This is a genomic window from Dinoroseobacter sp. PD6 (assembly GCF_028807315.1).
Taxonomy (GTDB): domain Bacteria; phylum Pseudomonadota; class Alphaproteobacteria; order Rhodobacterales; family Rhodobacteraceae; genus Dinoroseobacter; species Dinoroseobacter shibae.
The window spans coordinates 250271-277204 of sequence record NZ_JARAMN010000003.1; the positions used below are offsets into that span (position 1 = coordinate 250271).

Below are 26934 nucleotides of genomic sequence, written 5' to 3' on the forward strand. Positions count from 1 at the left end.
CCTTGTTTGGGGGGTGGGGTCAGCCCGGTGGGGGAAATGTGATGGCCTCGGGGATCGGCCAGCCGGCCTCACGGTAGTAGCGCTCTGCCCCGGGATGCAGCCGCCCAGAGACCAGAGAGAGCGCCATTTCAGGCGTGATCGTGCCGGGCATCCAGTCGGCGGCGCCATGGATGTCGCCGAGGTTTTCCCAGATCGCCCGGGTGACTTCGTAGACGACATGTTCCGGCACATGCATTCCGGCGCTGAAATTCACGATCGATCCATGGGTGCGCGTGGCCGTGTCGTTGACCTGGTTCGGCCCGTAGGCATCCGGGGGTATCTCGTTGGCGGTTCCGCCGGTTTCCGCCCGGATCGTCACATTGCGCAGATCGACATCCAGCAACCGTATCCGGCTTGTCAGGGCGAATTGCTGGACCGCGGCGCTTGGCAGGTTCGTGGGCAGGACGATCACGTCGATCTTGCCATCCTGAAATGCCTGGATCGCGGCGTCAAACCCGAAGGCCTGGAGCTTCATCTCGCCCGGCGTGATCCCGGTGGATTGTTCGATGACACGCAGGACCACCTCGGTGGCTGCGCCGCCGGGAGGGCCCGCGAACACGGTCCGACGTCGCAGATCGGCCAGGCTCTCGATGCCGGACCCTGCGCGCGTGATGTAGTGGTAAGGCCCCATCTGGTAGGCGAAGATCATGCCCACGTTTTGCTCCAGCGCGGGTGCCGTCTCGAAATGCTGGAATGGGCCGAGGCGATTGACCATCATCCAGTTGATGGTGGGTGCACCGAACAGAAAGTCGACGCGTCCGGTTGCGGCGTCCATCATGTGCCGTGTGGCGGTGCCCGTGGCGCTGACCTGTAACTCGATTCCGTCCACATGGGTGTTCACGACCCTGGCAATGGTCGTGTTGACCACGAAAGGCGTGAGGCCCGGTGCGAGGGAGGTGACCTTGTACCGCTCGGCCAAGGCGCCCCCGGGGAACTGGAGCGTCGCAACCGCGAGGATGCCCGCACCCAGCATTCTTTTGGCACCCGACCGGATCATGTGCCATGCGCCCGCAGGGAGACCCGCTTGAACCAGCCCGCCCGGTGCAGGGGGTGCAGCACCCCCATAGCGATACCCAATGCCAGTCCGGGTCCCCAGATGGCGACCGTCGGCGCCATCACGGCGCAGGCGGCGCCCCCGCGCAGCATGCGATTGTGCCGTGACAAACGTCTCAGCACCGGGTCCGCGCCGCCCAGAGCAGTGGCAAGCAGCCAACTGGCCAATGACAGGCGCAGCGCCGTAGTCAGAAGCTCCGCCCAACTGAAGCTGCCCGCCACCAGCAAGAGCGACGGCGCATAGACGAAGGCGAAAGGCACGATCAAGCCGACGATCGAAATTCGCAGAGCCGTAAACGAGATCCGCAGGGGATCCGCCCCCGCAATGGGGGCCGCCACGAAACAGCCATAGGCAATGGGTGGCATGATCGAGGAAAACACCGCGAAGTACAGAACGAACATATGCGCGGCGAGGGGCAGAACGCCTGCCTCAATGAGCGTTGGTACGATCATGATCGCGACGATCAGGTAGGCCGGCAGTGTCGGCAACCCCATCCCGAGGACAAGCGCCCCAAGCATCGCCATCAGTAATGCCAGGGGCAGATAGGCATCGCCGACCTCGGAGAGCGCGACAGCGAAGCGGATCGCGATGCCGGTCTCGTTTACCACGGCCAGCACTATCCCGATGACCGCAACCGATAGCAGGATCCGTGCCGACGCGAGCCCGCCTGCACAGAGCGCCCACCAGATCCGGATCGGTTGCTGCCGGAGCTGGGGCGTCAACACAAGGCCCGTCATAAGGGCCGCGATCGTACCGGCAAGCCCCGCCATGGCGGGTGAGTTGCCTGACAGGAACGCGATCATCAGTACGGCAAGCGGTACCAGAACGAGGGCCGATTGCAGCCAGTCCTGCCGCGTGAGCTTGGGAATATCCTCGGCAGCCAAGGGGCGGATATCCAGGCGCAAGGCTTCCACATAGACCTGCGCGAAGAGGCCGAGATATTTGAACAGGGCGGGCAGGGCGGCGGCAGCAATCACCATCAGCAGCGGCAGCCCAACGAGGTCGGCCATCACGAAGACCGTGGCTGCCATGATGGGCGGGGTAAGTTGCCCGCCTGAGGACGCCGCGGCCTCGACCGCTCCGGCAAAGCGGCTTGAAAACCCCTGCCGCTTGATCATCGGAATGGTGAAGACGCCCGTGCCCGCGATGTTCGCGGCAACGGAGCCGTTCATCATGCCGAAGACCGCGCTGGCAGCAATGGCGGCATGGGCCCCGCCGCCGCGCACCCGCCCAAGCAGTGCCGTTGACAGCCGGATCAGGCTCTCGCCTGCGCCCGTTTGCTGCAGCACCGCACCCAGGATTAGGAAAATCAGCAGGTTACTGGCAACCAGACCGGTCATGCGCCCGAAGACCCCGTCGAAGGAGTACCACGTGATTTGCACGAAATCGCCCAAGCCTACGCCGAAATGGGCGACCGCGTTGGGCAGGTAAGGCCCGCCGAAGGCATAGAGGATCAAGGCCCCGGCGAGAATCGCCAGCGATCTGCCCCAAACCCGTGCTGCCAGCACGATCACGGTGAAAACCCCGGCCAGACCCGCGAGCATGGACAAAGGCGTCGCCACGAAAAACCCGGTCCACAATTCCGCCTTGACCGCGTGAAACCACCAAACCGCGCAGCCGAAACCGGCCAGGAGAGCAGCGTCGACCGCCCGCCCCGACGGCCTGCCACGCTTGGCGGGGTGTGCCAGACCCACAATAGCCACGGATAGCGCGATCGCCCCGAACCGGGCCGTGGCCTCATCGAGAGTTGCAAAGGCGATCACACAGATCACCAACAGCGCGAAAAGCCCGCCCAGGGGTGCACCTAGCCCGCCGGCCGGCGCCGGGTTCGCGACTGGTATGGTCGCCGGCTGATTCATCCTTCGCGCTGCCGCTCCATGAGCAGGGCATGGGCATGATCGCCAACCTTGTCGAGCAGGCGCAGCAAGGTTTCGCATTCGCTCGCCGTTAACACCGACGCGGTCACCGCGTTCCGCTCAGCGGTGAACCGGATCAACACATCGTGCAGCTTGCGCCCCGCGCTGGTCAGATCCAGCGCGAGCGCGCTCGCATTCGATGCAAGAGGTCTTTTGTGGATCAGGCCCCGATCCACCAATTGATTGACGATCCGACTGAACTGCCCCTTATCCATGTAAAGCCTTTCGCGCACTTCCCGTGAGGGAACTGGCCCGAAGGCGGACACGAGCCCAAGGATCCGCCACTGATTCAGCGTGACGTTATGGTTGAGCTTGTAATGATAGCTCCCGGCCCGGTCGTTGATCGCGTTCAACCGCGCGACCTTGAAGCTGAGCGCGTCGGTGATGTCCGCGATCTCGGGGTGAACGGACGGCCGTTCCGTCGATTTCGGCAGCGGGATCATACACACTCCTTTTTCAAATTTTTTGTGACGACACGTGTTGACCTAGTCAACAGTATTGTGCCTGATACCAGTACGGAACAGTGTCGATGCAATGCGCCAGACGCAAACCATCAGTCCTCCCGCCCGTTTGTCGTCAGAAAACGTCGATCCGGCGCAAAAAAGCAACGCAGCAGGCGGGCGGACGTGGCAGCTGTGAGTCGCCTCGGCGGCTCTTGGCGTGGCGGTCTTCACGATCTCGGCCTGCGCGGGCGTCTGCGCCGAAGGGGTTCCGTCAGACCAGGCACGTCATCAAAGGAGCCCCCTTGTTCAAGTCCCTAAGCCTTGTACTCGGTTTTGTACTGAACTTCGCCCCGGCGGCAGCCTTTGCTGTGGAGCCGCGCGAAGTCACCTGGGCCGACCTGGCCCCGCCGGCGGCGGCCATAGATAACCCGTTCGAGCGGCTGACGCCCGGGCAAATGGATGCGCTCCGATTGATTCTGCGGCACGAAACGCGGCCCACGCCGACCTCTGCGCCCGAAGCGGCCCTGCGTGTGCAGGAGCTGCGAGACACGCTGGCGAAGGATGGGGTCGACGTGGATGCGCTGTTCCAGGCGCGCCTGGACATCATCGCTCACCGGCAAGCTGCTGCTTCGCGCGTCAACGAAGGCGTCCTCGGCGCCCCCGTTCGGATGGCGGGTTTTGTTTTGCCCCTCTCGTTCGAAGGCGAAAGGGCAACCGAGTTTCTTTTGGTGCCTACGGTCGGCGCCTGCATTCATACGCCACCGCCGGCCCCCAATCAGGTCGTGCACGTTGTCTATCCCGAAGGTGTCGAGGTCACCGGTCTCTTTACGCCTGTCTGGATCAACGGGGCGCTTGTTGCACAAAGCTCTCGACCCACGGTACGCTTTTCCGACGGTCAGGCGCCCGTGTCGGTGAGCTATATGATGACAGCCGATATCGTCGACTACTTTTCTGATTGAGACGGGCCAGTCAGCGTCTCGCTGCTCGGGGCGGCCGCCGGTTGACGGCGGCCGCCATGTCTATCAGGCCGCCTTTGCAGCGCGCAGGGACGCGTAGAACGCGGTCTCGAAATCCACGTAGCCGGTGAAGGAAACCGGGTCGCCAAACGGAAGGATTTGTGTGGCCCAGAACCCTCCGAACCCGTTTGTCCGATCGATCCAGTAGAACAGGTTCGCCAGACCTGCCCAGCCCAATGCACCGGCGGGACGACCGGTCGGCGCTTCTTCGTCGTTGACCATGAAGCTGTAGGACCAGGATTTCGAGAGCCCCGGGAAAAACTCGGCATCGTTCGAAAGCGAAGGGATCACCCCCGGTAGCATCCCGATCTTCATTTCGCCCAAGTGGTTCTTCTCGGCCATGGCGACTGTTTCGGGTTTCAGCACGCGGCCGTTGGGGCCCATGCCGTCGTTCAACCACATGCGAATGAACTTCATGTAGTCGCCCGCGGTCCCATAGAGGCCGTGCCCCCCCATGTGGATCTCGGGCGTGTCGGTCAACTCGAACTCCATCGGCGTGAGCGAGCCGTCCTCGCCGCGCGCGTGCATCCCCGCGAGCCGCGAGCGCAAGCCATCGTTCAACTCGAACGTCATGTCCTCGATGCCAAGCGGATCGAAGATCCGGGTCTGGAAAACCTCGCCCAACCGCTTGCCTGTGATACCTTCGACGACCTGTCCGACCCAGTCGATATTTGAGCCATATTCCCACTTGTCGCCCGGATCGAATTGCAGCGGCGTCATGAGCGATGCTTTCGAGGCGGTGATGACGCTGGGCTGGCCTTTTTCCTGCGCAAGCCGGTTGTAGGTTTCGCTGAAGAAGTCGTAGCCGAACCCGCCCGTATGCAGCAGCAGGTGCTTTGTGGTCACCGGGCGCTTGGGCGCGCGCAGGATCGGCTCGCCCGCGTCGTCGAAGCCCTCGATCACCTGAAGTTTGCCGATGTCCGGGGCATAATCGCTGGCAGGCGCGTCGAGATCCAGCCTGCCCTCTTCTACAAGTTGAAGTGCCGCCGTCGCCGTGATCGCCTTGGTGGTCGAAAAGATCGCGAACGCGTCGTCCACGCCCATGGCCGTGTCGCCGTCGATCCGGCGCACCCCGGCGGCGCCTTCATAGATGTTGCGATCGCGATCCGTCACCATGGCGACGACGCCCGGCACGCGCGGCTCGGAGGTGACGACCCGATTGAGAATGTCGTCCGCGTTGAAAGTATGACCCATGTTTTCCTCCCGAATAGATATGTGAACAGCCGTGCGCCCCGGTCAACCCTGGCGCACGGTTGGTTGGTTTCAGGCCACCTTCGTGGTTTTGGCCTTGCTCATCTTGAAGGAGGGATAGCCCTCCTTGGCGATCGCCTCACATTTGTCGCGATAAACTCCAACTCCGCCAGTATAGGACAGCACACGCCGCGGTTTGCCCGGCACGTTGGAGCCGGTGTACCAGGAATCGGTCTTCGCGATCAGCGTGGCCTCGGCGGTTTCGTCGTGATGCTGCACCCAGGCGTCTTCGCCCTCCTTGGTCGGTTCAATCACGTCATTGCCGCTGGCACGGATGTCGCGGATGCAGTTGGTGATCCACTCGGTCTGCTGCTGGAGGCAGGTGGTCATGTTGCAGAGCGCCGCAGAAGGCGCGAGCGGTGCGCCGGTCATGAACAGGTTCGGAAAGCCATGTTTCATCATCCCGAGCATGGTGCGGATGTCCTTGCGCCATTCCTCGGCCAGTTTCATTCCGCCCCGACCGGTGATGTCGATCCGCGCCAGCGCGCCTGACCCGGCATCGAAACCCACCGCCATGATGATGGTGTCGACTTCGTAGACAGTGCCATCTTCGAGTTTCACCCCCTCGGGCACGATCTCGGCAATCGGGTTGTCGCGTACGCTGACGGCTTCGACGTTGTCGCGCAGATATGCCTCCAGGTATTGAGTTTCCAATGGCACGCGGTGGGTGCCGAAGCCGTAATCCCCCTTCTTGGGGACAAGAATGTCGATGAGGCGCGGATCCTTGAGGCGCGCACGCATCTTTTCGCGGACGAATTCGGAGATCTCTTCACTGACCTCTTCGTCGAAGAACATCTCCACAAAAGAAGCAAGCCAGAGCTTGAGCGAGCCATCGGCGTAAATCTCCTCGAGGATCTCGCGGCGACGCTCCGGTGTCAGATCAGCCCATGTGTTCTCGAAATCGTACTCGAACCCGGTGAAGGTATGGGGAATGGTGGTCTTCAACTCATCAAAGCGGTCCTTGTACCAAGCGGCCTCTTTGGGGCCATATTTGGGGTTTTTCATGGGCAGGACATATTGCGGGGTGCGCACGAACACGGTCAGCTGAGCCACTTCGGGCGCGATGGTCTGGATCACCTGGATGCCGGTGGCGCCGGTTCCGATCACGGCGACGCGCTTGCCTTCCAGCGCAAGGCCTTCCTTTGGATAGCGCCCGGTATGGACGATCTTTCCCTTGAAGCTCGCCTGTCCCGGGAAACGCTCGGTCAGGGGGGCCGACAGCATGCCGGTGCACCCGATCAGGTAGCGTGTCGTCACGACATCACCTTGGTCGGTCTCGACCGTCCAGAGCCCGCGCACCTCGTCAAAGCGCGCGCTGGTGATGGTGGTCGAGAAAGAGATATCGCGCCGCAGATCCAGCCGGTCTGTCACGTAGTGCAGCCACCTCTCGATCTCGCGCTGGCCGGGGAAGCGCTCGCTCCAGGTCCAGTCCTTGTAGAGGCGCTCGTCGAACAGGTACTGGTAGATATAAGACTCGCTGTCGAATTTGGCGCCGGGATAGCGGTTCCAGTACCAGGTGCCGCCCACATCGGTTGCGGTATCACAGGCGTGCGCGTTCAGCCCAAGCTCACGCAGTTGGTGCAGTTGATACAATCCGGCGACACCGGTGCCGATGACCAGCGCGTCGATCTCGGTCGGCAGCGGGTTTCTTTTCCGGGTCTTTGTCTCGTCCAGCATCAATCGTATCCTCCTCTGTAGCGGCCATTTTTCCGGCCACTTGGTCTTCTCGTGCCGGAGTTTCTCTCCAGCGCGTGCAGGAAGTCTGACTGCAGATTGAAGGGGCGTCTTGAACGTTCCCGGATCGATTGTTGTACGTTTCCGAATGGGAAACAGTTGTGACCCCTCCGGGAAACACTACCGAGGGGCCACGAAGGCCGACGCGTTGGTTTCAATGCGCCTTGCGACGGAAAACGGCCGGAGTTTCTCCGAATTCGGCGGAGAACATCCGCGTCAGGTGCGCCTGGTCGCAGAAACCGCAATCGGCGGCGATCGCCTTGATCGGCAACCCGGTGGTCGCAAGCAGACGGCGAGCACGCTCCAATCGTTTCGATTTGACGAAGGCGTAGGGCGGCCTGCCGAAGCTGCGTCGGAATTTCCGCGCAAACAGGCAGGTCGTCATGTCGAGTGCCCCGGCCATAGCCTTGAGGTCGAGCGATGTCGCCATGTTCGCTTCGATGAAGTCGACGATCCGCCGCTCCTGCCAAGAGGAGAGCTCGTCGTTGTTGCGGGTCTCCAAGAGGCGAACGGAAGCATAGCTTCGCAGCAGGTGGATGATTAGGCCCCGTGCCACTGCATCGACATAAAGCGCACCGCCCAGTGCCTGTGAGCGGGCCTCCCGCGCAATCGCCTCTGCGGCGTTGGCCATCACCGGATCATCCGTCCGGAGCACGTCGTGCAGCGATACCTCGGTTACGGCACAGTCCATAAGTTCGCTCGCGACCTCGGCCACAAGATCCCCCGACAGGTACACATGGGTCACGTCGATCGGATCGTGCCAGTTCCAGTAGGCGCGCTGGGCCCTGGTCAGCAGCGAGGTCGCGCCAGGCCCCAGCGTATCGCGCTGCCACTTGCCCTCGAAGCGACGCTGCATCGGTGTGGTGCCGGACTTGTAGCTGACCAGCATGAAGTCGCGCATGGCAGGTACGACAACGTCCTGACCATGGTAATGATAGGACCGCAACGCCACGTCTTTCCAGTTCTGGCCATCGCTTGCCAGAAGCACCTTGCCCGGTACATGGTCGGGCAATTCTTCAAACGGTATCAATCCTCCCATCAACCATCCTCCCCCCTGAAGGCTGTCTGGAATATGTCCCGCGCACGATTCTTGCGCAGGCCCGCTCATTCGCGATCTCCTGATATAGCACAGGCGGATCAAAGCACCTATTGCGTTGTCCGTCAGCCGCTTCCCGCTGGCGCGTTCTCTACATTGCTGCTCTTCTCGAAGGCTCCGCAGCAAACAGCCATCATCAGAAAACGTGAACGCAATGCTAGCGGCTTTCTGCGCCATGCATTTCCGGATCTCCGAACAGTCGCAGTTTACGTCAGGGAAGACGAAGACAGCGTACTCTATTGAAGTGTCGGAAAGTACTCTGCGGGCGAGGTCGGTATCTGTCCTAGCGTTTCGTCCCCGGCCCTCAGCAACCGCACCTCCGGACCCACCACTCGTGCTTGACCGGGCGCTTCCGATACAGCTGCAAGCATCGCAAGACGGGCCTGAAACATCGGGTCGTCGAAAGATGCTGCCAGGACATTGCCATTCATAAGGCTGCGCTTGATCGTGTGGCTGACATAGGTCGCCAGCATTTGCGGTCGGTCAGGCGGCGCCGCATGGGAGGCGAAGAGACCGATCGCCGCCTCGATAGCCGGAGCGCTGCCGATCAGGTAGTCGACCTTGGGGTGATGCTCCAATGCCTCTTCTGCAAGGCGCAGTTGCTGCCTCAGCCCGGTATCCGCTCTGTAGATGTCGAGGATCGTGACCGTGCTTCCGGTCAACCCGTCCCGCAGACCGGCTTCGAGCGGCCCTGTCCACCCGGATTCGGCGGGGCCGGTCAGAAGGACCGCGGTTTTCGGTTCTGAACCCGAGGGATGGCGGTCGCGCAGGAACGTTCCCAGGATATGCCCCATTTCCGTCCAGTCCACGCCGATCCGGGCGCTCAATGCATCGCTGCGAATTTCGTTGATCAGCCCGAAGACGGGGGTGTCCGCCGACACTTGGGCAAGTGTTTCGGTGAGGTCAGGATGGTCCGAGCTGACTGCCCCGATCAGGATGGCATCGACCCCTAAAGCCGCACATCGTTCCAGCTGTGCGATCTGTGTCGCCCTGGCACGATAGCCTCCGGCCTCGAAGAACAACAACTCGACGTTCTGTTTCCTGGCTTCTTCCTCCAACCCGAACCCGACACTCAGCCAATACTCGTCCTTGAAATGGGGCACGAGCACGCAAAGAACTTGTCGGTCGGCTGCGGCAGCGGAAACCGGAGGTCCCACCCCCCAGAGCCCAGCGGCAAGACCGATAGAGATGATTGTGCGCAGCATACGGCCCCCGTACTGTCGGAAGATGCGACGCACGAGTTTTGACACGCGATTGATCCAGGTCCTGAGTGCCATGGCTGCCATGGCCATTATCGTGGGTTTGGCCGCAATCGGCGTCAATCGCTATCTTATTTCGACAAAGAATGCCTTTGTCGAAACGACCTTGCCTGCCACAACGCTCGCCAGCCGGATCGGTGCCTCCAGCGAGCTGGTCGGCGCATTGGCCGCGGCATTCGTGCAAGTGGATACACAAGAGGACCTCGCGCAGATTGCAGAGACCCTCAAACTGGCCGTGGACGATATCGAAGATGGCATGCAGGAGTTGGCGGCCATCGCTCCGCCAGAGGCCGATTTTCCGCAGACATCGAGGACTCGCGATATTCTCGAGCGCATGACCGTGAATGCCGGTGCAGAGTTGCAGCTTGCAGCACGGATCCAGCAAGTCGGCGAACACGTCGCGCTGGATGGTGCGCGGCTGGACGCCTTGATCGAGGCCGAGACAGATCTGGCGCGGCTGCGGATCACCGCTGGCATCGCGGACCTTTACGCGAGCCCGGAGGAAGACCCGCGCCCTGGCCTGGACCGATTGGCCGATCGTTACTTTTTTGGTTTCGAGCGACTGACAGAGTTGGCACGCTTGATTGATGCCATGCGAATCCAGTTTCAGCAGGTGCCAGATCTGAACACGCCCGAAGACGTGCAGGCGGCCCACGAGAGCCTAGCGCGGACGCTCGTCCTGGTGCAGCGCCGCATGGTTTTTTTGCCGTCACCGCAGGTAGCCCTGGATGCGACCTCGCTTTTGCAAAGACAGCAGGCGGCAATCGGTTCCGAAGGACTCACTGCGATGGCCCTGGAAAGGCTGGCCCTCCGGGCTGGCATTGCAAGCGACAGCGCGCTTCTGCAAAGCACAATTGCCGAGCTGGCAGCGCGCGCGCGCCTCGCCCGCGATGCGGTTCAGGCGGACGGCGCGGCTCAGATCGCTCTGGCTAGCCAGCGTTCATCGGTCCTTGTGTCCGGGTTGTTCCTTGCGGTTGTGAGCGTCGCGCTGGTCGCCGCAATGCTGCTTGTCTATGCGCGCAGGCGCCTCATCGGTCGTCTTTCCGAAATCTCGCAGCGCATCGTGGCCGTGGCGCGCGGCGACTACGGCAACCCCATGCCGATCAGCGGCCACGATGAGATCGGGCGCATGGAAAAGGCACTCAACATCCTGCGCCGTCGTGCGCAGGACGAGGCTCGGCTCCGTGACAGTCTCGAAGAGGCGGTGATCGCGCGTACGGGCGATGTTGTGGCTGAAATGCGCGCCTCCAATGCCGCAAGGGCCGACGCCGAAGCCGCAAACCGCAGCAAAAGCGCCTTCCTCGCCCGTATGAGCCACGAGATCCGAACGCCTCTGAATGGCATCATCGGCATGCTGGACCTGCTGGAAGCGGAGACAGAGGACCCCGAGCGCAAGGCTCGCACCAAGACGGCGCTGAGCTCTGCGCGCGACCTGCGCGAGATCACCAATGACATCCTGACCTTCGCCAGCGGGGAAACCACCGCGGACCGCGGCAATCCGGTGCATTTTGTTCTGCGAGAGTTGGTCGGCCAGATGGGACACCACCTGCAATCCCTTGCGGCTCAAAAAGGGCTGGCCGCGGTGGTTGATCTCTCAGAGTCCGCGCCCGTTGTTCTTTACGGCGATGCAGTGAAAATCCGTCAGATCCTTGGCAACCTGATTTCGAACGCCGTCAAATACACGAGGGAAGGCACCGTGACACTGACTGTCGATCACGCGATGGATGAGCGGTCCGGGCAGCCCGTTCTCAGTTTCACGGTCGCGGATACCGGTACCGGGATGACATCGCAGGCGCTAGCGCGCGCGTTCGATGCCTATGCGCGGGCGGATTCGGCGCGGCAAGCCGGCATTGAGGGACTGGGGCTGGGGCTGGCCATCTCACGGAGCCTGACAGAAGCACTTGGTGGCGCGCTGAGCGTCGAGAGCGAAGCGGGGGTCGGAAGCCGGTTTTCGCTGACCGTCCCGCTCTCGTTGGGCGATCCTGAACAGGTCGCACAGGCCGGGGACGACTGGCTGCCCGGGCTGAAGATGTCCCGCGATGTGCTTGTGATCGACGACCACCGGGTGAACCTGATGGTTGCACGGGGCTACCTCGAAAAGCTTGGCTGCCGTGTGACCGAAGCGGGCACCGGACGTGCGGCACTGCAGCTCTGTCGGGCGCAGCGTTTCGATCTTGCGTTGATCGATCTCGATTTGCCCGACATGCGCGGGGAGGAGGTCGCGGCGGAGTTGCGACGCCGCGAAGATGCGCCCATGTTGGTCGCCCTGACGGCTCACTTGGCGCAAGACACTGCCGAGAGCCGCGCGCGCCTTGGCTTTGCCCGTATCCTCACGAAACCGATCTCGCCGCGTGCACTTGCGGAGGTGCTGGAGCAATGCGTTCCTGACACGGCAATTCGAGACGATATGTCGGTCATCGAGAGTCTGCGCGCCGATACAGAGGACCTGGGGCCGCAGGTCACGGCTGCCATCGTGCGGGAGTTTCTCGATGACCTGCCGCGGGCGGTCGATCATCTGTTCTCAAGCGCAGCAGAGGACAGGCGCAAGGCAGCGCACAAGCTCAAGGGGGCAGCGTCGAATTTCCGCCTTGATGCGTTCTGCGCGGTCCTGGCAGCAGTGGAAAAAGCCGATAGCGATCTGGATGAAGAGTTGCTCCGTGAAGTTGAGCAGCGTGCCATGGAGGCCGCCGAGTCCCTCGAAGCCGCGCTTGTCGCGACAGGACTTCAGAGCGCGGCCGGATCGACGAACTGGTAACCCTTGCCGTGTTCGGTCAGAATCCATTCCGGCCTCGCGGGATCCTTTTCCACCTTTTTTCGCAGGCGCCCGACGACGACATCGATCATGCGATTGTTTCCGCGCCCCGCGGGTCGTCCGATCATCTCGGCAATTCGCGCGCGGCTGAGGGTTTGGCCGGGGTGGTCGGCCAAGGCCGACATTACATCGAATTCCTGCTTTGACAGGGGCTCGATGCGGGCTGCCGAGATCAGCCTGCGGCGTATGCGGTCGAAACGCCAGGGCCCGAAATCGTGAACGGCGGGCGCGCCCTGTGGGGCCTGACCGATATCGGTAATCCGTGCCAGCAGGTTCTTGACCCGCGCCGCCAGTTCGCGCTTGTCGAAAGGCTTCGTCACATAATCGTCGGCTCCCATCTCCAACCCGACGATCTTGTCCACCTGATCGTCTCGGGCGGTCAGAAGGATGATCCCGACGCGGGACACGGCCCGTTGCTCCCGCGTGATGGTCAGCCCGTCCTTTCCGTCGAGATTGATGTCCACCAGCAAGAGTTCAGCCGGGTCGTCGTGAAGGGTCTGCTCCATCTGTTCGGCGTTCTCGGCTTCGCTGACACGGTAACCCTGTTCCCTCAGATACGCGGCAAGGCGCATCCGAGTCGTGCGGTCATCTTCGACAATGAGTATGTGCCCGGTCATGCACCGACTGTTACATTTCTTTACATCTTCGAACAATCCTAACTGCGGCGGATCAAGGTCTGCGCAGTTGCCGGAACATAAGGTTGGCCCAGTCCGCATCCTCAGGAGGCCAGAATGTCACTCACGCAACCCACCCGCCGCGCTTTTATCAAGGGCGGTGCCGCCCTTTTCGGCAGTGCCAATCTGTTGGGCACAACAGCATTCGCCGCGCTCGACCCGAACTCGTTCGACAGCCGGGTCTTCCATGCAACGCATTATGGCCCGTTCGAGGGCGTTGTGCGCGATGGCAAGCTCGTGGGTCTGAATACCATAATGGATATCGATGCCCGGCCGACCGAAATGTTGACCACTGGCGTCATCGACCGGACCTATGACAAGTCTCGCATCAACTACCCGATGGTGCGCAAATCCTATCTCGAAGGTTGGGAGACCGGCGACATCAAACCTGAACTGCGTGGCAAAGAAGAATATGTCCGCGTCGATTGGGATACCGCCTGGAGCTTGACCGCCAAAGCCCTTCTCGACGCGGCGACCAACCATGGCAACGAGACGATTTTCTCTTCGTCCTACGGCGGTTGGTCCAACGCGGGCACCTTCCGTCCCAACGTGCTGCAGGGTCGGTTGATGAACCTGATCGGCGGTTGCACAGTGACGGCAGGTGACTGGTCGGCGGGGGCGTCCCAGGTGGCATTGCCGCATATCATCGGCGACATGGAAGTCTATTCCACGCAATCCGCGTGGGAGACCATCCGCGACAACACCGAGGTATTCGTGCTGGTGGGCTGTGACCCGATCAAGAACAACCGGGTCGAGTACCGCGTGGCCGACCACGGGATGTATGCGCATTGGGAAACCATTCGCGATGCCGGCGTCAAGTTCATCTCGATCAACCCGCAGAAAACGGCGTCCGATGACTATCTCAATGCCGAATGGGTCAAGATCGTGCCCAACACAGATGTGGCGCTGTTCTGTGCCATGGCGAACCATGTTCTGGCGATGGGCCTCGAAGACAAGGCCTACATGGATAAGTATACCGTTGGGTCCGAGAAGTGGGTCGCCTATCTGAAAGGAGAGACCGACGGCGTCGAGAAGACACCTCAATGGGCTGCGCAGATCACCGGCATCGCCGCTGAGAAGATCCGTGAGATGGCAGAGCTTTTCGCGAAGTCAAACACCGAAATCGCCGGCGCCTGGTCGCTTCAACGTGCCCAGCACGGCGAGATGACCCACTGGGCCATAATCAACTTCGCAGCGCTTACCGGCAAGATCGGCAAACCCGGCCAGGGTGTGGGCTTCAGCTGGCACTATGGCAACGGCGGTATGCCGGCCTCTGGCAAATCCAACCCCGCAGGACTGTCTCAGGGTCGGAACTTCGTCAAAACCGTCTGCCCGGCCAGCCGGATCACCGACATGCTGGAGAACCCCGGCAAAGAGGTTTTCTACAACGGGAACACCCACACCTATCCGGATGTGAAGGTCGTCTTCAACGCGGGCAACAACTTCATGTCTCACCAGCAGGACACCAACCGGCTGATCAAGGCGCTGGAGAAGGTGGAAACCGTTGTCAGTGTGGACGTGTGGTGGACTGCGGCGACCCGTTGGTGTGACATCGTTCTGCCTGCGGCGTCCACCCTGGAACAGGACGATATCAGCTCCGGCGGCACCTATTCCAATGACAAGGTCTACGCGATGAAGAAGGTCATCGAGCCTGTGGGCGAGAGCCTGCCGGACTACGAAATCTTCGAAGGGTTGGCTGACAAGCTTGGCCTCTGGATGCAATTCACTGATGGTGAAGACAAGATGTATCACATCAAGCTTGCCTACGAGAAATCCAGCGCCTCTGCGCATACCCCATTCGAGGAGTTCTGGGAAAAGGGATTCGCCCGTCAAGAAGTGCCCGAAGAGGCCCGCAAATGGACCCGTCACGGTGATTTCTACAGCGACCCCGAAGCAAACCCACTGCACACGACATCGGGCAAGATCGAGATGTTCTGCGAAGACTTCGCGAAACTCGAGATCGATGACATGCCCGGCATGCCGATTTGGATGGAGAAACACGAGTATCTTGGCAACGCCAAGGAAGGCCAGTTGCACGTTGTCTCGCCCCACCCGTGGTTCCGCCTGCACAGCCAGATGGACCAGTCGGAAAACTTGCGCAATCTCTACAAGGTGCAGGGTCGCGAACCGGTGCGGATCAACTCCGAAGATGCCGCGTCACGCGGAATCGAGGATGGCGAATTGGTCGAGCTCTACAACGATCGGGGCACAGTCATTGCCGGCGCCGTGGTCAGCGATGAGATCATGCCCGGAGTCGTCTCGATCTACGAGGGGGCATGGCCGCAGCTCGACAGCAAGGGCCGGTGCAACTCGGGGCTGGTCAACTTCCTTACCTCGACGCAGCGGTCTTCAGGCGTTGCCCAAGCGACCACGGCGAATACGACCCTGTGCTACATGCGCAAATGCGAGGATCCCGAGGGTCCGAACACGGCATATGAAAAACCTCCGATCATCGAGAATTACGAACTGGCTGCGATCGACGAGGACAAGCTGGGGCTCGATCGGATCTATGATCTGACCGAGAAACTCCTGGCAGATATGGGGCCTGGTGAGAAGATCTACTTCGAACGTTGCACGGTCTGTCACGCGCCGCGCGAAGTGACCCACTTCACCCAGCAGCAATGGCGCGGCATCACGCCTTCGATGTTCCCGCGTGCTGGGCTGGAGGGGGACGAGGCGGCCTTGGTCATGGACTATCTGATGGAGAACGCCGCCGACGCGCCGAAATAAGCGCACTCAGATACGCTTCGAGTGGGCCGGTTGCCCGGCCCTCTCGATGATTGCCATTCTTTCGAAATTTCGAGGTCCTGGAAGATGCTCATTGCTCCCGTTCCCGGTGATTGTGGCTGCGACAGCCTTTCTGCAAGCATGGAGATGATGAGCGTTGCACAAGCACGCGATCTTGCCATCTCGTTGGTGCAACCGATCGAAGAAACCGAACGAGTGAGCCTGTCGGAGGCCCTTGGCCGAACCATTGGGCGCGCCGTGCACGCCCCGCGCGAGATGCCGTTTTTCGACAACGCGGCCATGGACGGGTTCGCACTGCGCTGCGCGGATCTGGCGGATCGCTGCTGCCTGCCGGTTGGCGCCACGGTTGCCGCAGGCGATGCGCCCATGCGGCTGCCCGAGGGTGCGGCGGTCCGCATCTTCACCGGTGCGCCGGTGCCGGCCGGTGCCGATGCAGTCGTGATGGTCGAGGCTTGCATCGACAAGCAGCACAAGGTCCATATCTCCCAAGTCCACGCGCCGGGAACGAATATTCGCCGTGCCGGCAGCGATCAGTTCGTGGGTCAAAGCCTCATCGCGGCGGGAAAGTACGTCGATGCTCACCACATCGGCCTGCTGGCGGCCAACGGTATTTATGAGATCGAGGTCGTTCGCCGCCCCCGTGTCGCCGTGTTCTCAACCGGCGATGAGCTTTGTGCGGGCCCCTGTGCGCCTGGCCAGATCCCGGATGCCAACCGGCCTATGCTTCTGGCGTTGGCGCGACAGGCAGGGGCAGAGGTCAGCGACCTGGGTATCTTGCCCGATGATCCGCGGTCGACTGCTGACGCCTTGGGCGGGATCGGTACGCGGTTTGACCTCGTCCTGTCCTCGGGCGCGGTGTCGATGGGCGGCAAGGATCACATCCGTGGCGCTCTGGAGGCGGCGGGTGGCACGGTGCAGGGCTGGCGTGTGGCCATCAAGCCCGGCAAACCGGTGATGTTCGGCCAATTGGGTGCGGCGGGCTTTACAGGCCTTCCGGGAAACCCGTTTGCGGTGCATGTCGGCTTTCATCTCTTCGTGCTGCCGCAGCTGCTACGCCTGCTGGGCGCGCGGCAGACCGCCTTTGCGCCTGTTCCGGCCGTTGCAGGGTTCGACTGGACCCGCAAGGCTGGGCGGGCGGAGGTGTTTCCGGTCCGGCTTGTCGGCCATGACACTGCAGGCTGTCCAATCCTTGGGCGGCTCGGCAAGAGCGTTTCGGCCACACTGCTACCGCTGAGCGAGGCAGATGGGCTGGCCATCGTGCCACCGAACACCTCTCGGATCACGGCGGGCACGGCGCTTGCCTGGCATCCTTTCTGCGACAAAGGAAATCCCCAATGAGTTTCTTTCCTCTTGCTGCCGTCCATTTCGATCACGGCGATATCGACACGTTTTTCAGCAATATCGCGGAGGCGTTTACGCAACGCGGCTTCGTGGTCTGCGGCGTGGTGCAAACCCGGGGTGAGGCTGGCGGCGAATGTCATTGCGCCGACATGGACCTCACCACGTTCGGTTCCAATCGGACATTCCGCATCTCGCAACCGCTGGGTAACGGATCGCGGGGTTGCCGCTTGCACCCCGGAGCCCTGGCAGAGTGTTCCGCATTTCTGGAGCAAGAGCTGGAAAAGGGACCCAACCTGCTGATCCTTAACCGGTTCGGTCGCGGTGAAAGCGAAGGACGCGGATTTCGGGATCTTATGATCAGGGCTCTCGCGCTCGACATACCGGTGCTGACCGCCGTTCGACCCGCTTATGTCGAGAGTTGGTCGGAATTCGGGGCCGGGGCGGCAGCTGATCTCGCGATGAGCTTGGAGGCTGCGCTGCACTGGTTCGACGCTATTCACCCAGACTGTGCTTCTGCGGCGTAACCAGCACAGGTTGCCTGCATGGTGAAATCCGCTCCTGTGCGACCTGTCCTTGCTACGGGGAAGGAGACATTTTCTGTCCGACCAAGATGAACCCTGTGCCTCGTGCAGCCGCTGCGCTTCGCCAGAAAAGCCGCTTGGAGTCGTCATGTCCGCCAGCCGAGATCGCGGAGACGACAGGTCTTGCGCCCGAGGTTCAGACAAGACAGCCAAATGCAGCACATCGGGCGCGTCGCGAAACCAAAAATCATGCTCGCCACTCGATCGAGTGGCCGCATGGGAGGGGATTGAACTATCAAAAAGTGGCAGCCCGTAGGGGAATCGAACCCCTCTTTCCAGGTTGAAAACCTGGCGTCCTAACCGATAGACGAACGGGCCATCAGGAACGTGGGGGGTTACTAGGCAAACCGTGCCGTGCGCGCAAGCGAAAAATGCAGGTTTATTGCCGATGCTATCGGCTTAGGCCTCGGCAGCAGCAGCGTCGTCCAGACGCAGCTGGGCCTTGTGCTGTCCGCCCCAGCTGTTGATCTCCAATCGCCCGGCGAGATGGAACGTGCCCCGTGCGGATTGGGAAAGGGCAGGGCCGATCGGGGTATCGAACGCGCCGAAGGCGATGCCGTCCATTCGGGTGCCACAGGGCCCCGCGAAACTGAAGCGGAGGTGGCTCTCACCCACGGGCTTGGCATATCTGATCGTGACGCTTGGCAAGGCAAAGCGGGGTGCCGGGGCAGAAGCGCCGAAGGGACCGGCATCCTCGATCCGGGTGATCAGCTCCGTAGTGATCGCGCGGGGGCTTAGTATGCCGTCGACATGCAGCCCTTCGGGACCCAACCGATCCGCGCCTTGCGCTGCGAGTAGTTCGGACAGCCGCGCCATGGCCGGTTCCAGAAGATCACGGCGCACCGTCAGGCCCGCGGCCATCTTGTGCCCACCACCCTTCAGGAGCAGCCCCTCATGCGCCAAACGCTGGATGGCGGCGCCGAGGTCAATGCCGGGTACTGACCGACCCGATCCCTTGCCCTCGTCACTCTCAAGGCCAATCACGATGGCTGGCCGATTGGCGGTCTCTTTCAGGCGAGAAGCGACGATGCCGACCACGCCTGGATGCCAGCCTTCGCCGGCGGCCCAGGCAAGCGGTGCATCCAGGCCCCGGGTTTCGGCCTGCTCCAGTGCGCTGGCCCTTACCTGGGCCTCGATATCGCGCCGCTCAGCGTTGAGCTTCTCCAGCCGCTCGGCGAGGGCAGCCGCCTCGTGCGGATCGCGGGTGGCCAGAAGCCGCGCTCCGAGATCCGCCGCCCCTATCCGTCCACCTGCGTTGATCCGTGGCCCCAACACGAAACCGAGGTGGTAGGAACTGGGTGCCCTGTCCAGTCCGGCGGAATCGGACAGTGCGGTCAGGCCCGGGCGTTCGCGTCGGCCCATCACCGTCAGCCCCTGCCGCACGAAGGCCCGATTAACACCCGACAACGGCGCGACATCGGCCACTGTCGCAAGCGCCACCAGATCAAGGAGCGCCATCAGGTCCTGTCCCGGCTGACCTGCCGCGCGCTGTTGCCGGTTCGCTTCGACCAGCAGCAGGAACACCACCGCCGCCGCGCAAAGGTGGCTGAGACTGCCATCCTCATCCTGCCGGTTGGGATTCACCACGGCATGGGCCGCTGGCAGGCATTCCTCCGCGAGGTGGTGGTCGAGAATAACCACATCCGTCCCTTGCGCCGCCGCCACCGGGTCATGGGACAGGGTCCCGCAGTCGACGCAGATGATCAGGTCGTGTGCGTCGGCAAGCGCCTCCATGGCAGGGATGTTGGGGCCATAGCCCTCGTCGATCCGGTCCGGGACATAAAGCGTTGCCGTCCGGCCCTGCGCGCGCAACCAGTCGATCAGCAGGGCGGCCGAGCTGCCTCCGTCCACGTCGTAATCGGCAAAGATCGCGATCCGTTCATTCCGCGCGATGGCTGCGTTCACGCGGGCGGCTGCGCGCTCCATGTCCCGCAGGGAGCGTGGATCGGGGAGCAGCGCGCGCAGGGTAGGGGCTAGGAAATCCTCGGCCTCCTCCGGGGCCACTCCGCGCCGGGCAAGCGTGCGGCAAACGGCATCCGGCAAGCCGGTGATCTGCACAAGCCGCTCCGCCGCGCGGTCCTGGTCCGGGCTCAACCCGATCCAGCGGCGTCCGGTGAGCGAGCTTTCGACGCCGAGAAACGCGGGACCATCGGTCACGTCAGGTCGCGGAGGTCGGGTTCCGGTAAATCATCCGCCGTACGGACCCGGTCTTGGAGCGCATCAGGATCGTCTCGGTGGTCAAGTAGCCCACCTCGCGCTTGATTCCCGACACGATCGAGCCGTCGGTCACACCTGTCGCAGCGAAAATGACATCTGCGGTGACCAGCTCGTCGCGTGTGTAGATCCGGTCGAGATCCTCGATCCCGGCCTTGCGGGCGCGCCCGATCTCGTCGTCGTTTCGGAAAAGCAAACGGCCGTACATCTGTCCGCCCATGCATTTGAGCGCGGCCGCGGCCAGCACGCCCTCGGGGGCCCCGCCGGAGCCCATATACATGTCGATCCCGGTAATCGCGGCTTCGGCGCAGTGGATCACGCCTGCCACGTCCCCGTCGGTGATCAGCCGGATGGCGGCACCCGTGCTGCGGATCTCGGCGATCACGTCCTCATGGCGCGGGCGCTCCAGCACGCAGACGGTAATATCCTCGGCCCCGCCGCCCTTGGCCTTGGCCAAGGCATGCACCCGCTCCGCCGGGCTCATGGCCAGGGTCACGGTATCCACCGGATACCCCGGGCCGATCGCCAGCTTGTCCATGTAGACGTCCGGCGCGTGCAGCATCGAGCCGCGCGGCCCCATGGCAATTACCGTCAGCGCGTTGGGCATATCCTTGGCGGTCAATGTGGTGCCTTCCAGAGGGTCGAGCGCAATATCGACCGCAGGGCCGGTGCCGGTGCCCACTTCCTCGCCGATGTAGAGCATCGGGGCTTCGTCCCGCTCGCCTTCGCCGATCACCACGACGCCGTTGATGTCGAGCAGGTTAAGCTGGTCGCGCATGGCGTTCACGGCCGCCTGGTCTGCCGCTTTCTCGTCCCCGCGCCCGATCAGATTTGCAGAAGCGAGCGCGGCTTGTTCGGCCACTCGCGCGAGTCCCAAGGACAGCATGCGGTCGGAAAAATCGGCAGGGGCGTTCATCGGATATCCTTCATCAACAGAAACGTCGTCGGCTGGCGCATGGATACCGGGGCGGTCCCGACTTGGAAAGCGCCACCGGCGCGGGACCGGCAGGAAAGTGCGATCAGGTCACATTCAGGGCAGGCTCAAACCGCTTCGATGCGCAGAGCAACGGGCGTGCCGAGAACGACGCCTGTCTTCGGCAATGCCTCGAGCGCGGCATCCACGGCGTTCCGAGCTGCCTTGTGGGTCACGATCAGCACAGGCGCAGAGGAGGATTCGTGCCCGTACTGACGCATCCGGTCGATGGAGACGCCCGAATCCCCGAGGACTGTCGCAACCTTGGCCAAGGCGCCCGGTTTGTCTTCCAACTCCATCCGCAGGTAGTAGGGCGCCGCCACCGCGGATTGTGCCCGGATCGGCGTTACCAAGCCCGAGGCCGGCTGGCCGAACGTGGAAATTCGGTCGCCACGCGCGATGTCCATGATGTCCGATAGAACCGCCGAGGCGGTCGGACCTTCGCCGGCACCGGCCCCGCGGAGCACGACCTGTCCGACCTGGTCGCCTTCGATCACCACCATGTTCGTGCCCCCCTCCAACTGCCCAAGCGGGGAAGTCGCTGGCACAAGACAGGGACGCATGCGCTGCTCCAGCCCGCGACCACTGCGCTGGGCTACGCCGAGCAGCTTGATCCGAAATCCCATGTCGGCCGCATGCCGGATATCTTCAAGGGTAACCTGCTCGATCCCTTCCAACTCCACACCGTCGAAGTCCACCTTTGTGCCGAAGGCGATGGAGGCCAGCAGCGCCAGCTTGTGTGCCGCATCGATCCCGCCCACATCGAGCGTCGGATCGGCCTCGAGATAGCCCAGCTTCCCGGCCTCTTCGAACAAGATGTTGTAGCCTAGCCCCTCGGCCTCCATCCGGGTCAGGATGTAGTTGCAGGTGCCGTTCATCACACCCATCACGCGGGTGATCTCGTTCCCGGCCAGCCCCTCGGTCAGCGCCTTGATGACCGGAATTCCGCCGGCAACTGCCGCCTCGAAGCGGATCACCCGCCCGGCGTCCTCTGCGGCCATGGCGAGGGCCTGGCCGTGATGGGCCAGCATCGCCTTGTTGGCGGTCACCACGTCCTTGCCCGCCGCCAGCGCCGCTTCGGTTGCGTTCCTCGCCGGGCCGTCCTCGCCGCCCATCAGCTCGACAAACACGTCGACGTCATCGCGCCGCGCCAAAGCTACGGGGTCATCCTCCCAGCCATAGGTGGACATATCCACGCCTCGGTCCTTGTCGCGGCTGCGCGCTGACACGGCGGTGATCTCGATGGGACGTCCAGCGCGCGCGGCCAGAAGCTCCTGTTTGCGCGAGATGATCTTGACCACACCGGCACCCACTGTGCCGAGCCCGGCGATACCAAGGCGAAGAGGGGACGACATGGGCAGGCTCCGTCAGTAATGGCCAAACATGGTTTGCGCCCTCGTAATCAATCGCGAAGTCAGGTGCAACGCGAAGCGCTTACCGGTTCTGTCCGGCCCTGTCGCGCAGCGCGGCCCCCCGCGCCAGAAGTGCCTCGGTCGGATCGGTATCTGCGGTGCCTGTCGAAACCGCAATCGGTAGTTCCGACAATGGTGCAAGCTCCGGCGCCTCTGCAGCCAACGCGGCCTCGGAGATGGCAGTGTCGAGGAACCTTAGGTCCGAACAGCCAGCGAGCAGGATCAGTCCGATAAGTGAAAGAAAGGGCAGGCGCATGAGCCGTACGCTAGTGCCGTTGTCCGTGCCTCGAAAGCGGAAAAAATCCCTGTCAACTGAACATCTGTTCATATAGCCTCTTCGCCATGGCACGGAAAACAGGTTCGCATTCGGAAATCACCGGGCCCCGTGTACGGGCCGCCGCGCAGAGCCTGATTGCGCGCCATGGCTACGCGGCCGTGTCTATGCGCCAGATCGCGCGCGAGGTCGGCGTGCAGGCCGGGGCGCTTTATCTTTATACCTCCGACAAGCAATCGCTGCTCTTCGACCTGATGAGGGTCCATATGGAAGAGTTGCTCGATGCCGTAGCGGAGGTCGATCTCGACGGGAATCCCGCAGAGGCACTGGACCGGTTCGCGCGCTTTCACATCACTTTCCACCTCGATCGCGCGGAGGCGGTGTTCATCTCCTACATGGAGCTGCGCAACCTGACACCGGAGAATTTCGCCCATATCGCGCAGCAACGCGGAAGCTATGAGGCCTTGCTGGAGGGAATTCTGAAACGGGGACATCGGAGCGGGCAGTTCGCCTTGCCCGATACCAAGCTCGCCACCATGGCGTTGATTGCGATGTTGACGGGGCTGACAACCTGGTTCCGGGATGGGGGGCGGCTTGATCGCAAGGAGGTGGAGCGGATCTATCTTGCTTTGGTGCACCAGACCGTGACTTCCGGGGAGATACCATCGGATATCGCCGCGGTGCGTGCGGTGTCTTGATGGACGGCGCAGGAGATACAGACGAGGATATCCGCAGGCCCGTGGTGCTGGTCTTGCAAACCAGCGCTGTGAAACGCGTCTTTTCGGTGTTGATCCTGTATCTCCTTGCGGTTCTGTTGGGTTTCGTTCTGCTGGTTCATCCGCCTGGGGACCTGGTCTGGACCCTGTTTCTCGGAGCGATGTTGGCGGGAACGGTCTGGCTGGCCATTCGGACCCAGGCGGCAACGCGCCACTGGCTCGAATTGCGCGAGGATGGTCTTTACCGGAACGGCGAGGATCTCTTGTGTGGGTTCGACGAGATCGCGAGCGTCAATCGCGGGGTGTTTGCCTTCAAGCCCTCGAACGGCTTTCTGCTGCGTCTCAAGGTACCCGGGCAGAGATGCTGGGCGCCAGGTCTCTATTGGCGGCTGGGCCCGTTCCTTGGAGTTGGCGGAGCGACACACAAGGCGCAGGCGGACATGATGTCCGAGGCCATCGCCCTGATCTTGGAACAGCGCACAGCCTCCTAGCCGCTGTAATCCACACGGGCGGCGAACCGGGGCGACGTGACCATATAGTTGTTGAACTCGAGGCCGTTGCGCACGCCGACGCGAAACAGCGTGTGGTAGATCGACCAGCTTTCGACCAGCAGGATGTGCTCTCCATCCACAAGCAGTGGCAACTTGCTCTCCATCGCAACCAGATCTGCGGTCGTCAGCGCGGTGCGATCGCCGGTGGCATAGGACCAGTGCACCTCATACTGGTTTTCGTCGGCAACCCATTTCAACGATGTGTAGCGCAAGTCTGCGTCGCTGCCGAACTTTATCAGGTACTCGTAGAGCCCGCGCAGCCCATCCAGGTAGTTCCGGTCCACGACCAGCATCTGTCGCGAGAGAATGTCACCTACCGTGTAGGTCGCCTTGATCGAGGCGTTGTACTGCCGGAACCCGTCGAAGATCGCGAAGCTGGCCACGTACCACCAGCATAACCAGCACATGGCAAATAGAAATTCGGCGATCACCAGTCCCTTTTCGTCCCGGGCGAACTGGGATCGTAAGGTTTTGAGAAGAAACCATTTCATGCCGCTCTCCTAGGGTTCGGCCACAAAAGCGGAGGCCGTGGTCATCTGGTAGCCACCGCTGGCATCCTTCGAGAGGGCCAGACCCAGACCAGTGAGCGGGAACCACGGGTCCACCACGGTACAGAGCCGAACGAGAACCAGTCTGTTGGCCTGTGCCTGCGTGTAAGTGACGACTGGCAGCGTGTTGTTGATCCTGTCGGCACAGGCCGCGCGGGTGTTGGGCCAGCTCCAGACGGGCGGGTTGATCGTCGTCATCTCGACAACGATGGTGGAGCGGCAATCGGAGATAAGCAGCGTTTCGTTGCAGATGCGGTCCTTCACATCCGACTCGCTCAGGGGCGCGTTCGCGTTGAGCCGCAACTCCCGGATCGTGATGTCCAACGCCCGTTCCATCATGGTGTATTTCGCAGTCAGCATCGCTGCCTCGAAGGTGGACATGAAAACCGCGATGATCAGCGGGAAGACGATCACGAATTCGACCGTTGCGGTGCCCCGCTCGTCACGACACAGAAATTTACGGAAGCCCCGGATCATAGCGACAACCGAAGTTGCTGGATCGTGTTCGCGATCGAGCTGAATGCTTCGGAGATCTCGACCCCCTCCACGTCGAAATAATGCCCCGAGGAAGACGCGCAGTAGCGCATCAGATCCTGTCCGCGCTGCGGCGCCTCGAAGCCGATCGTGAAGATCACGACGTCTTGCGCTTTGAGTTGGTCGCAGATCTGTTCGGTGTATCCGTCCGCCGTGCTGTTGCCAGTATACCTGGTGACGGCGTTGCGGTATTTCTCGCGGATGGTCTTCTGGTTGTCGTTCTTGACCCTGAAGAAGAACTCCGAGATGAAGCGCACGCTGAACGTCCCAAAGAGCTCCGCATGGCTCAATTGCCGTGCCGAGGGTTCTCCCAGCTCCCACTCCCAGGACCCCTTGTCAGAGTCGTTGCCGTTGGTGTCGCTCTCCGGAGTGCGCCCGACGTTCCACCAGGGTTTCTTGTCATTGTTCGCACGGTTCTGGAAGTAGACGAAATAGCTGTCACTCGCCTCGTCCCACCAGACAGGCGACATGGTTCCCTTGAACTCGTTCTTCAGATCGTATTGCGAGGTGTTTTCCCCATCTGTCATCAGCACCACGACCTTGATTGTTTCGGGGTCGCTGTAAATCACAGGCCGCCCGGCGAGATCCGCCTCCAGATGACCTCCGTCGATCATGTCATCGACGATGTTCTGGGTACCGGGATCCAACAGGGCCGCTGCCCATTTCATGCCGATATCCGTGGCCGTATTCCCGCTCGCTCCAAGCTCCGCCACCTTGTTGGTCAAGTCCGTCACGCTGGTCGACCAAGGCAGGATCGCGCCATAGGTGCCCACCTGGCACCACGGTCGACCGATGAGCCGGTCCCCGTTGAAGGTGTGGAGATTACTGTTGTTGCGGTCGAAATGGGCCAACCGGTCGAGCGTCTTGGTCCGGTCGATCGAAATCGACTGGAAATCCGTCGCCGTGAACCGCACACAGTTCGAAACCGTCTGTTGCGTGGAGACAGCGTACTCGGCCAGTAGCTCATCCGGCACATTGACCACTGCATGATAGGGGATGATCGAGACCGAGGTCAGTCCGGTGCCATCGGCTGCCACGTTGTCGTTGCCGGCCATCATGGTCCGGACGAACTGGTCAGCAGCTGTCCGCATGTTCGCCAGCTTGCCGTCCCACCCCATGGATCCTGAGATGTCGAGGACGAGGGAGACTTCGATGTTCTGGATGCGCTCTTCTGCCTTGCTGCGGGCGAAGGCATCCAGTGTTTCGATGCCGGACATGTTCATGAACCAGGTCGGAATGGTCGCACTGACCTGCGCCTCCACCTCCTTGAAGTTCAGCCCTTTGGAAACCTGCACGCCATCGAGATACTGGGACATACCCGCCTTGGCGAAATAGTCCTCGACAACCGCCTTGGCGTTGGTGGTCTGGTCAAGATCCGCTGCGGCCAGAACGGCCCGGTCCGAGGTGGCCTGCAACCGTGTGCGCACAGCCTCGTAGCGCATCAGATCGATGGTCAGGCCAGCGATCATCATCATCAGGATGAAGATATAAAGGGAGAACCCCGTCAGAACCCCTGCTTCGTCACGACAGAAAGCGATCACGAGTTTCAGGGCGCTGAGCCGGGAAGAGACGGATTTTTGATCTGTTTCGGTTTTACGCATGGGACACCTATTGGCACGCGCCCATTCCGGACGCAGAAGCTCACCCCACAATGTCACCCCGAAATCGGGCAGAAGCTTGGCACAACTCGGCTCAAACAAAGGAGTCTGTGCCGGGTTTGAACGTTTCGCGCCGCCCGACAGGCGATC

At 62.0% G+C, this 26934-nt stretch carries 22 protein-coding genes and 1 tRNA gene; 7 read left to right on the forward strand and 16 right to left on the reverse strand.

Annotated features, from left to right (window positions below; genetic code table 11):
* Positions 1-19 precede the first annotated feature (19 nt).
* The 3 genes from PVW48_RS06895 to PVW48_RS06905 are packed head-to-tail and all read right to left on the reverse strand — an operon-like array spanning position 20 to position 3452.
* Positions 20-1036, reverse strand: a complete 1017-nt coding sequence (locus tag PVW48_RS06895) for a TAXI family TRAP transporter solute-binding subunit (protein WP_274580812.1) — start codon at positions 1034-1036, stop codon at positions 20-22.
* Positions 1033-2952, reverse strand: a complete 1920-nt coding sequence (locus PVW48_RS06900) for a TRAP transporter permease (protein ID WP_274580813.1) — start codon at positions 2950-2952, stop codon at positions 1033-1035. The genes PVW48_RS06895 and PVW48_RS06900 overlap by 4 nt, the downstream gene beginning before the upstream one ends.
* On the reverse strand, positions 2949-3452 hold the full coding sequence (locus PVW48_RS06905) for a MarR family winged helix-turn-helix transcriptional regulator (protein WP_274580814.1): 504 nt from the start codon (positions 3450-3452) through the stop codon (positions 2949-2951). The genes PVW48_RS06900 and PVW48_RS06905 overlap by 4 nt, the downstream gene beginning before the upstream one ends.
* Before the next feature lie 302 nt (positions 3453-3754).
* Between PVW48_RS06905 and PVW48_RS06910 the strand changes: the two genes are divergently transcribed.
* Positions 3755-4411 (forward strand): DUF3299 domain-containing protein, encoded by a 657-nt coding sequence (locus tag PVW48_RS06910; protein ID WP_012178952.1) that lies wholly within the window; start codon positions 3755-3757, stop codon positions 4409-4411.
* A gap of 63 nt (positions 4412-4474) precedes the next feature.
* Here PVW48_RS06910 and PVW48_RS06915 read toward each other — a convergent pair whose 3' ends face one another.
* The 4 genes from PVW48_RS06915 to torT form a co-directional block, all read right to left on the reverse strand.
* Complete coding sequence (locus PVW48_RS06915; RefSeq protein ID WP_274580815.1) at positions 4475-5662, reverse strand: serine hydrolase domain-containing protein; 1188 nt, start codon at positions 5660-5662, stop codon at positions 4475-4477.
* Between the two features lie 69 nt (positions 5663-5731).
* Complete coding sequence (locus PVW48_RS06920) at positions 5732-7396, reverse strand: flavin-containing monooxygenase (protein ID WP_012178950.1); 1665 nt, start codon at positions 7394-7396, stop codon at positions 5732-5734.
* Positions 7397-7607: 211 nt separating this feature from the next.
* The gene (locus tag PVW48_RS06925; RefSeq protein WP_012178949.1) at positions 7608-8492 is read right to left on the reverse strand and encodes a helix-turn-helix domain-containing protein; all 885 of its coding nucleotides are present in this window, start codon (positions 8490-8492) and stop codon (positions 7608-7610) included.
* A 293-nt stretch (positions 8493-8785) separates the two neighbouring features.
* A complete protein-coding gene (gene torT, locus PVW48_RS06930) occupies positions 8786-9841 on the reverse strand; it encodes a TMAO reductase system periplasmic protein TorT (RefSeq protein WP_274580816.1) in 1056 nt (351 codons plus the stop codon).
* On the opposite strand from torT, the gene PVW48_RS06935 reads away from it, so the two are divergent.
* Positions 9834-12563: an ATP-binding protein gene (locus tag PVW48_RS06935; RefSeq protein ID WP_274580817.1), complete on the forward strand. Its 2730-nt coding sequence runs from the start codon at positions 9834-9836 to the stop codon at positions 12561-12563. The two genes, torT and PVW48_RS06935, sit on opposite strands and share 8 nt — an antisense overlap.
* Here the strand turns inward: PVW48_RS06935 and PVW48_RS06940 are convergent.
* Positions 12533-13237, reverse strand: a complete 705-nt coding sequence (locus tag PVW48_RS06940; protein WP_274580818.1) for a response regulator — start codon at positions 13235-13237, stop codon at positions 12533-12535. The genes PVW48_RS06935 and PVW48_RS06940 overlap by 31 nt on opposite strands.
* Before the next feature lie 114 nt (positions 13238-13351).
* On the opposite strand from PVW48_RS06940, the gene PVW48_RS06945 reads away from it, so the two are divergent.
* The 3 genes from PVW48_RS06945 (at position 13352) to PVW48_RS06955 (ending at position 17907) form a co-directional block, all read left to right on the forward strand.
* On the forward strand, positions 13352-16024 hold the full coding sequence (locus PVW48_RS06945; protein ID WP_274580819.1) for a molybdopterin-dependent oxidoreductase: 2673 nt from the start codon (positions 13352-13354) through the stop codon (positions 16022-16024).
* Positions 16025-16171: 147 nt separating this feature from the next.
* Positions 16172-17380, forward strand: a complete 1209-nt coding sequence (locus PVW48_RS06950; RefSeq protein ID WP_274580820.1) for a molybdopterin molybdotransferase MoeA — start codon at positions 16172-16174, stop codon at positions 17378-17380.
* Positions 17377-17907, forward strand: a complete 531-nt coding sequence (locus PVW48_RS06955; RefSeq protein WP_274580821.1) for a DUF2478 domain-containing protein — start codon at positions 17377-17379, stop codon at positions 17905-17907. The genes PVW48_RS06950 and PVW48_RS06955 overlap by 4 nt, the downstream gene beginning before the upstream one ends.
* A gap of 300 nt (positions 17908-18207) precedes the next feature.
* Here PVW48_RS06955 and PVW48_RS06960 read toward each other — a convergent pair.
* The 5 genes from PVW48_RS06960 to PVW48_RS06980 form a co-directional block, all read right to left on the reverse strand.
* Positions 18208-18282, reverse strand: a tRNA-Glu gene (locus tag PVW48_RS06960).
* Positions 18283-18363: 81 nt separating this feature from the next.
* Positions 18364-20121: a single-stranded-DNA-specific exonuclease RecJ gene (recJ, locus tag PVW48_RS06965; protein ID WP_274580822.1), complete on the reverse strand. Its 1758-nt coding sequence runs from the start codon at positions 20119-20121 to the stop codon at positions 18364-18366.
* A 1-nt stretch (position 20122) separates the two neighbouring features.
* Entirely contained in the window at positions 20123-21094 is a 972-nt protein-coding gene (gene glpX / locus PVW48_RS06970) for a class II fructose-bisphosphatase (RefSeq protein ID WP_012178941.1), read from the reverse strand.
* Positions 21095-21219: 125 nt separating this feature from the next.
* Positions 21220-22506, reverse strand: coding sequence for a homoserine dehydrogenase (locus PVW48_RS06975; RefSeq protein ID WP_274580824.1), 1287 nt, complete (start codon positions 22504-22506; stop codon positions 21220-21222).
* A 79-nt stretch (positions 22507-22585) separates the two neighbouring features.
* The gene (locus PVW48_RS06980) at positions 22586-22819 is read right to left on the reverse strand and encodes a hypothetical protein (protein ID WP_274580825.1); all 234 of its coding nucleotides are present in this window, start codon (positions 22817-22819) and stop codon (positions 22586-22588) included.
* 86 nt (positions 22820-22905) lie between these two features.
* Here PVW48_RS06980 and PVW48_RS06985 point away from each other — a divergent pair, with 86 nt between their 5' ends.
* Positions 22906-23535, forward strand: coding sequence for a TetR/AcrR family transcriptional regulator (locus tag PVW48_RS06985; RefSeq protein WP_274580826.1), 630 nt, complete (start codon positions 22906-22908; stop codon positions 23533-23535).
* Between the two features lie 89 nt (positions 23536-23624).
* The gene (locus PVW48_RS06990; RefSeq protein WP_274580827.1) at positions 23625-24044 is read left to right on the forward strand and encodes a hypothetical protein; all 420 of its coding nucleotides are present in this window, start codon (positions 23625-23627) and stop codon (positions 24042-24044) included.
* On the opposite strand, the gene PVW48_RS06995 is transcribed toward PVW48_RS06990, so the two are convergent.
* Genes PVW48_RS06995 through PVW48_RS07005 form a run of 3 tightly spaced genes read right to left on the reverse strand, consistent with a single transcriptional unit; the run spans position 24041 to position 26787 of the window.
* The gene (locus PVW48_RS06995) at positions 24041-24595 is read right to left on the reverse strand and encodes a hypothetical protein (RefSeq protein ID WP_274580828.1); all 555 of its coding nucleotides are present in this window, start codon (positions 24593-24595) and stop codon (positions 24041-24043) included. The genes PVW48_RS06990 and PVW48_RS06995 overlap by 4 nt on opposite strands.
* Positions 24596-24604: 9 nt before the next feature.
* On the reverse strand, positions 24605-25129 hold the full coding sequence (locus tag PVW48_RS07000) for a TadE/TadG family type IV pilus assembly protein (RefSeq protein WP_274580829.1): 525 nt from the start codon (positions 25127-25129) through the stop codon (positions 24605-24607).
* Complete coding sequence (locus PVW48_RS07005) at positions 25126-26787, reverse strand: TadE/TadG family type IV pilus assembly protein (protein ID WP_274580830.1); 1662 nt, start codon at positions 26785-26787, stop codon at positions 25126-25128. The genes PVW48_RS07000 and PVW48_RS07005 overlap by 4 nt, the downstream gene beginning before the upstream one ends.
* Positions 26788-26934: the final 147 nt, after the last annotated feature.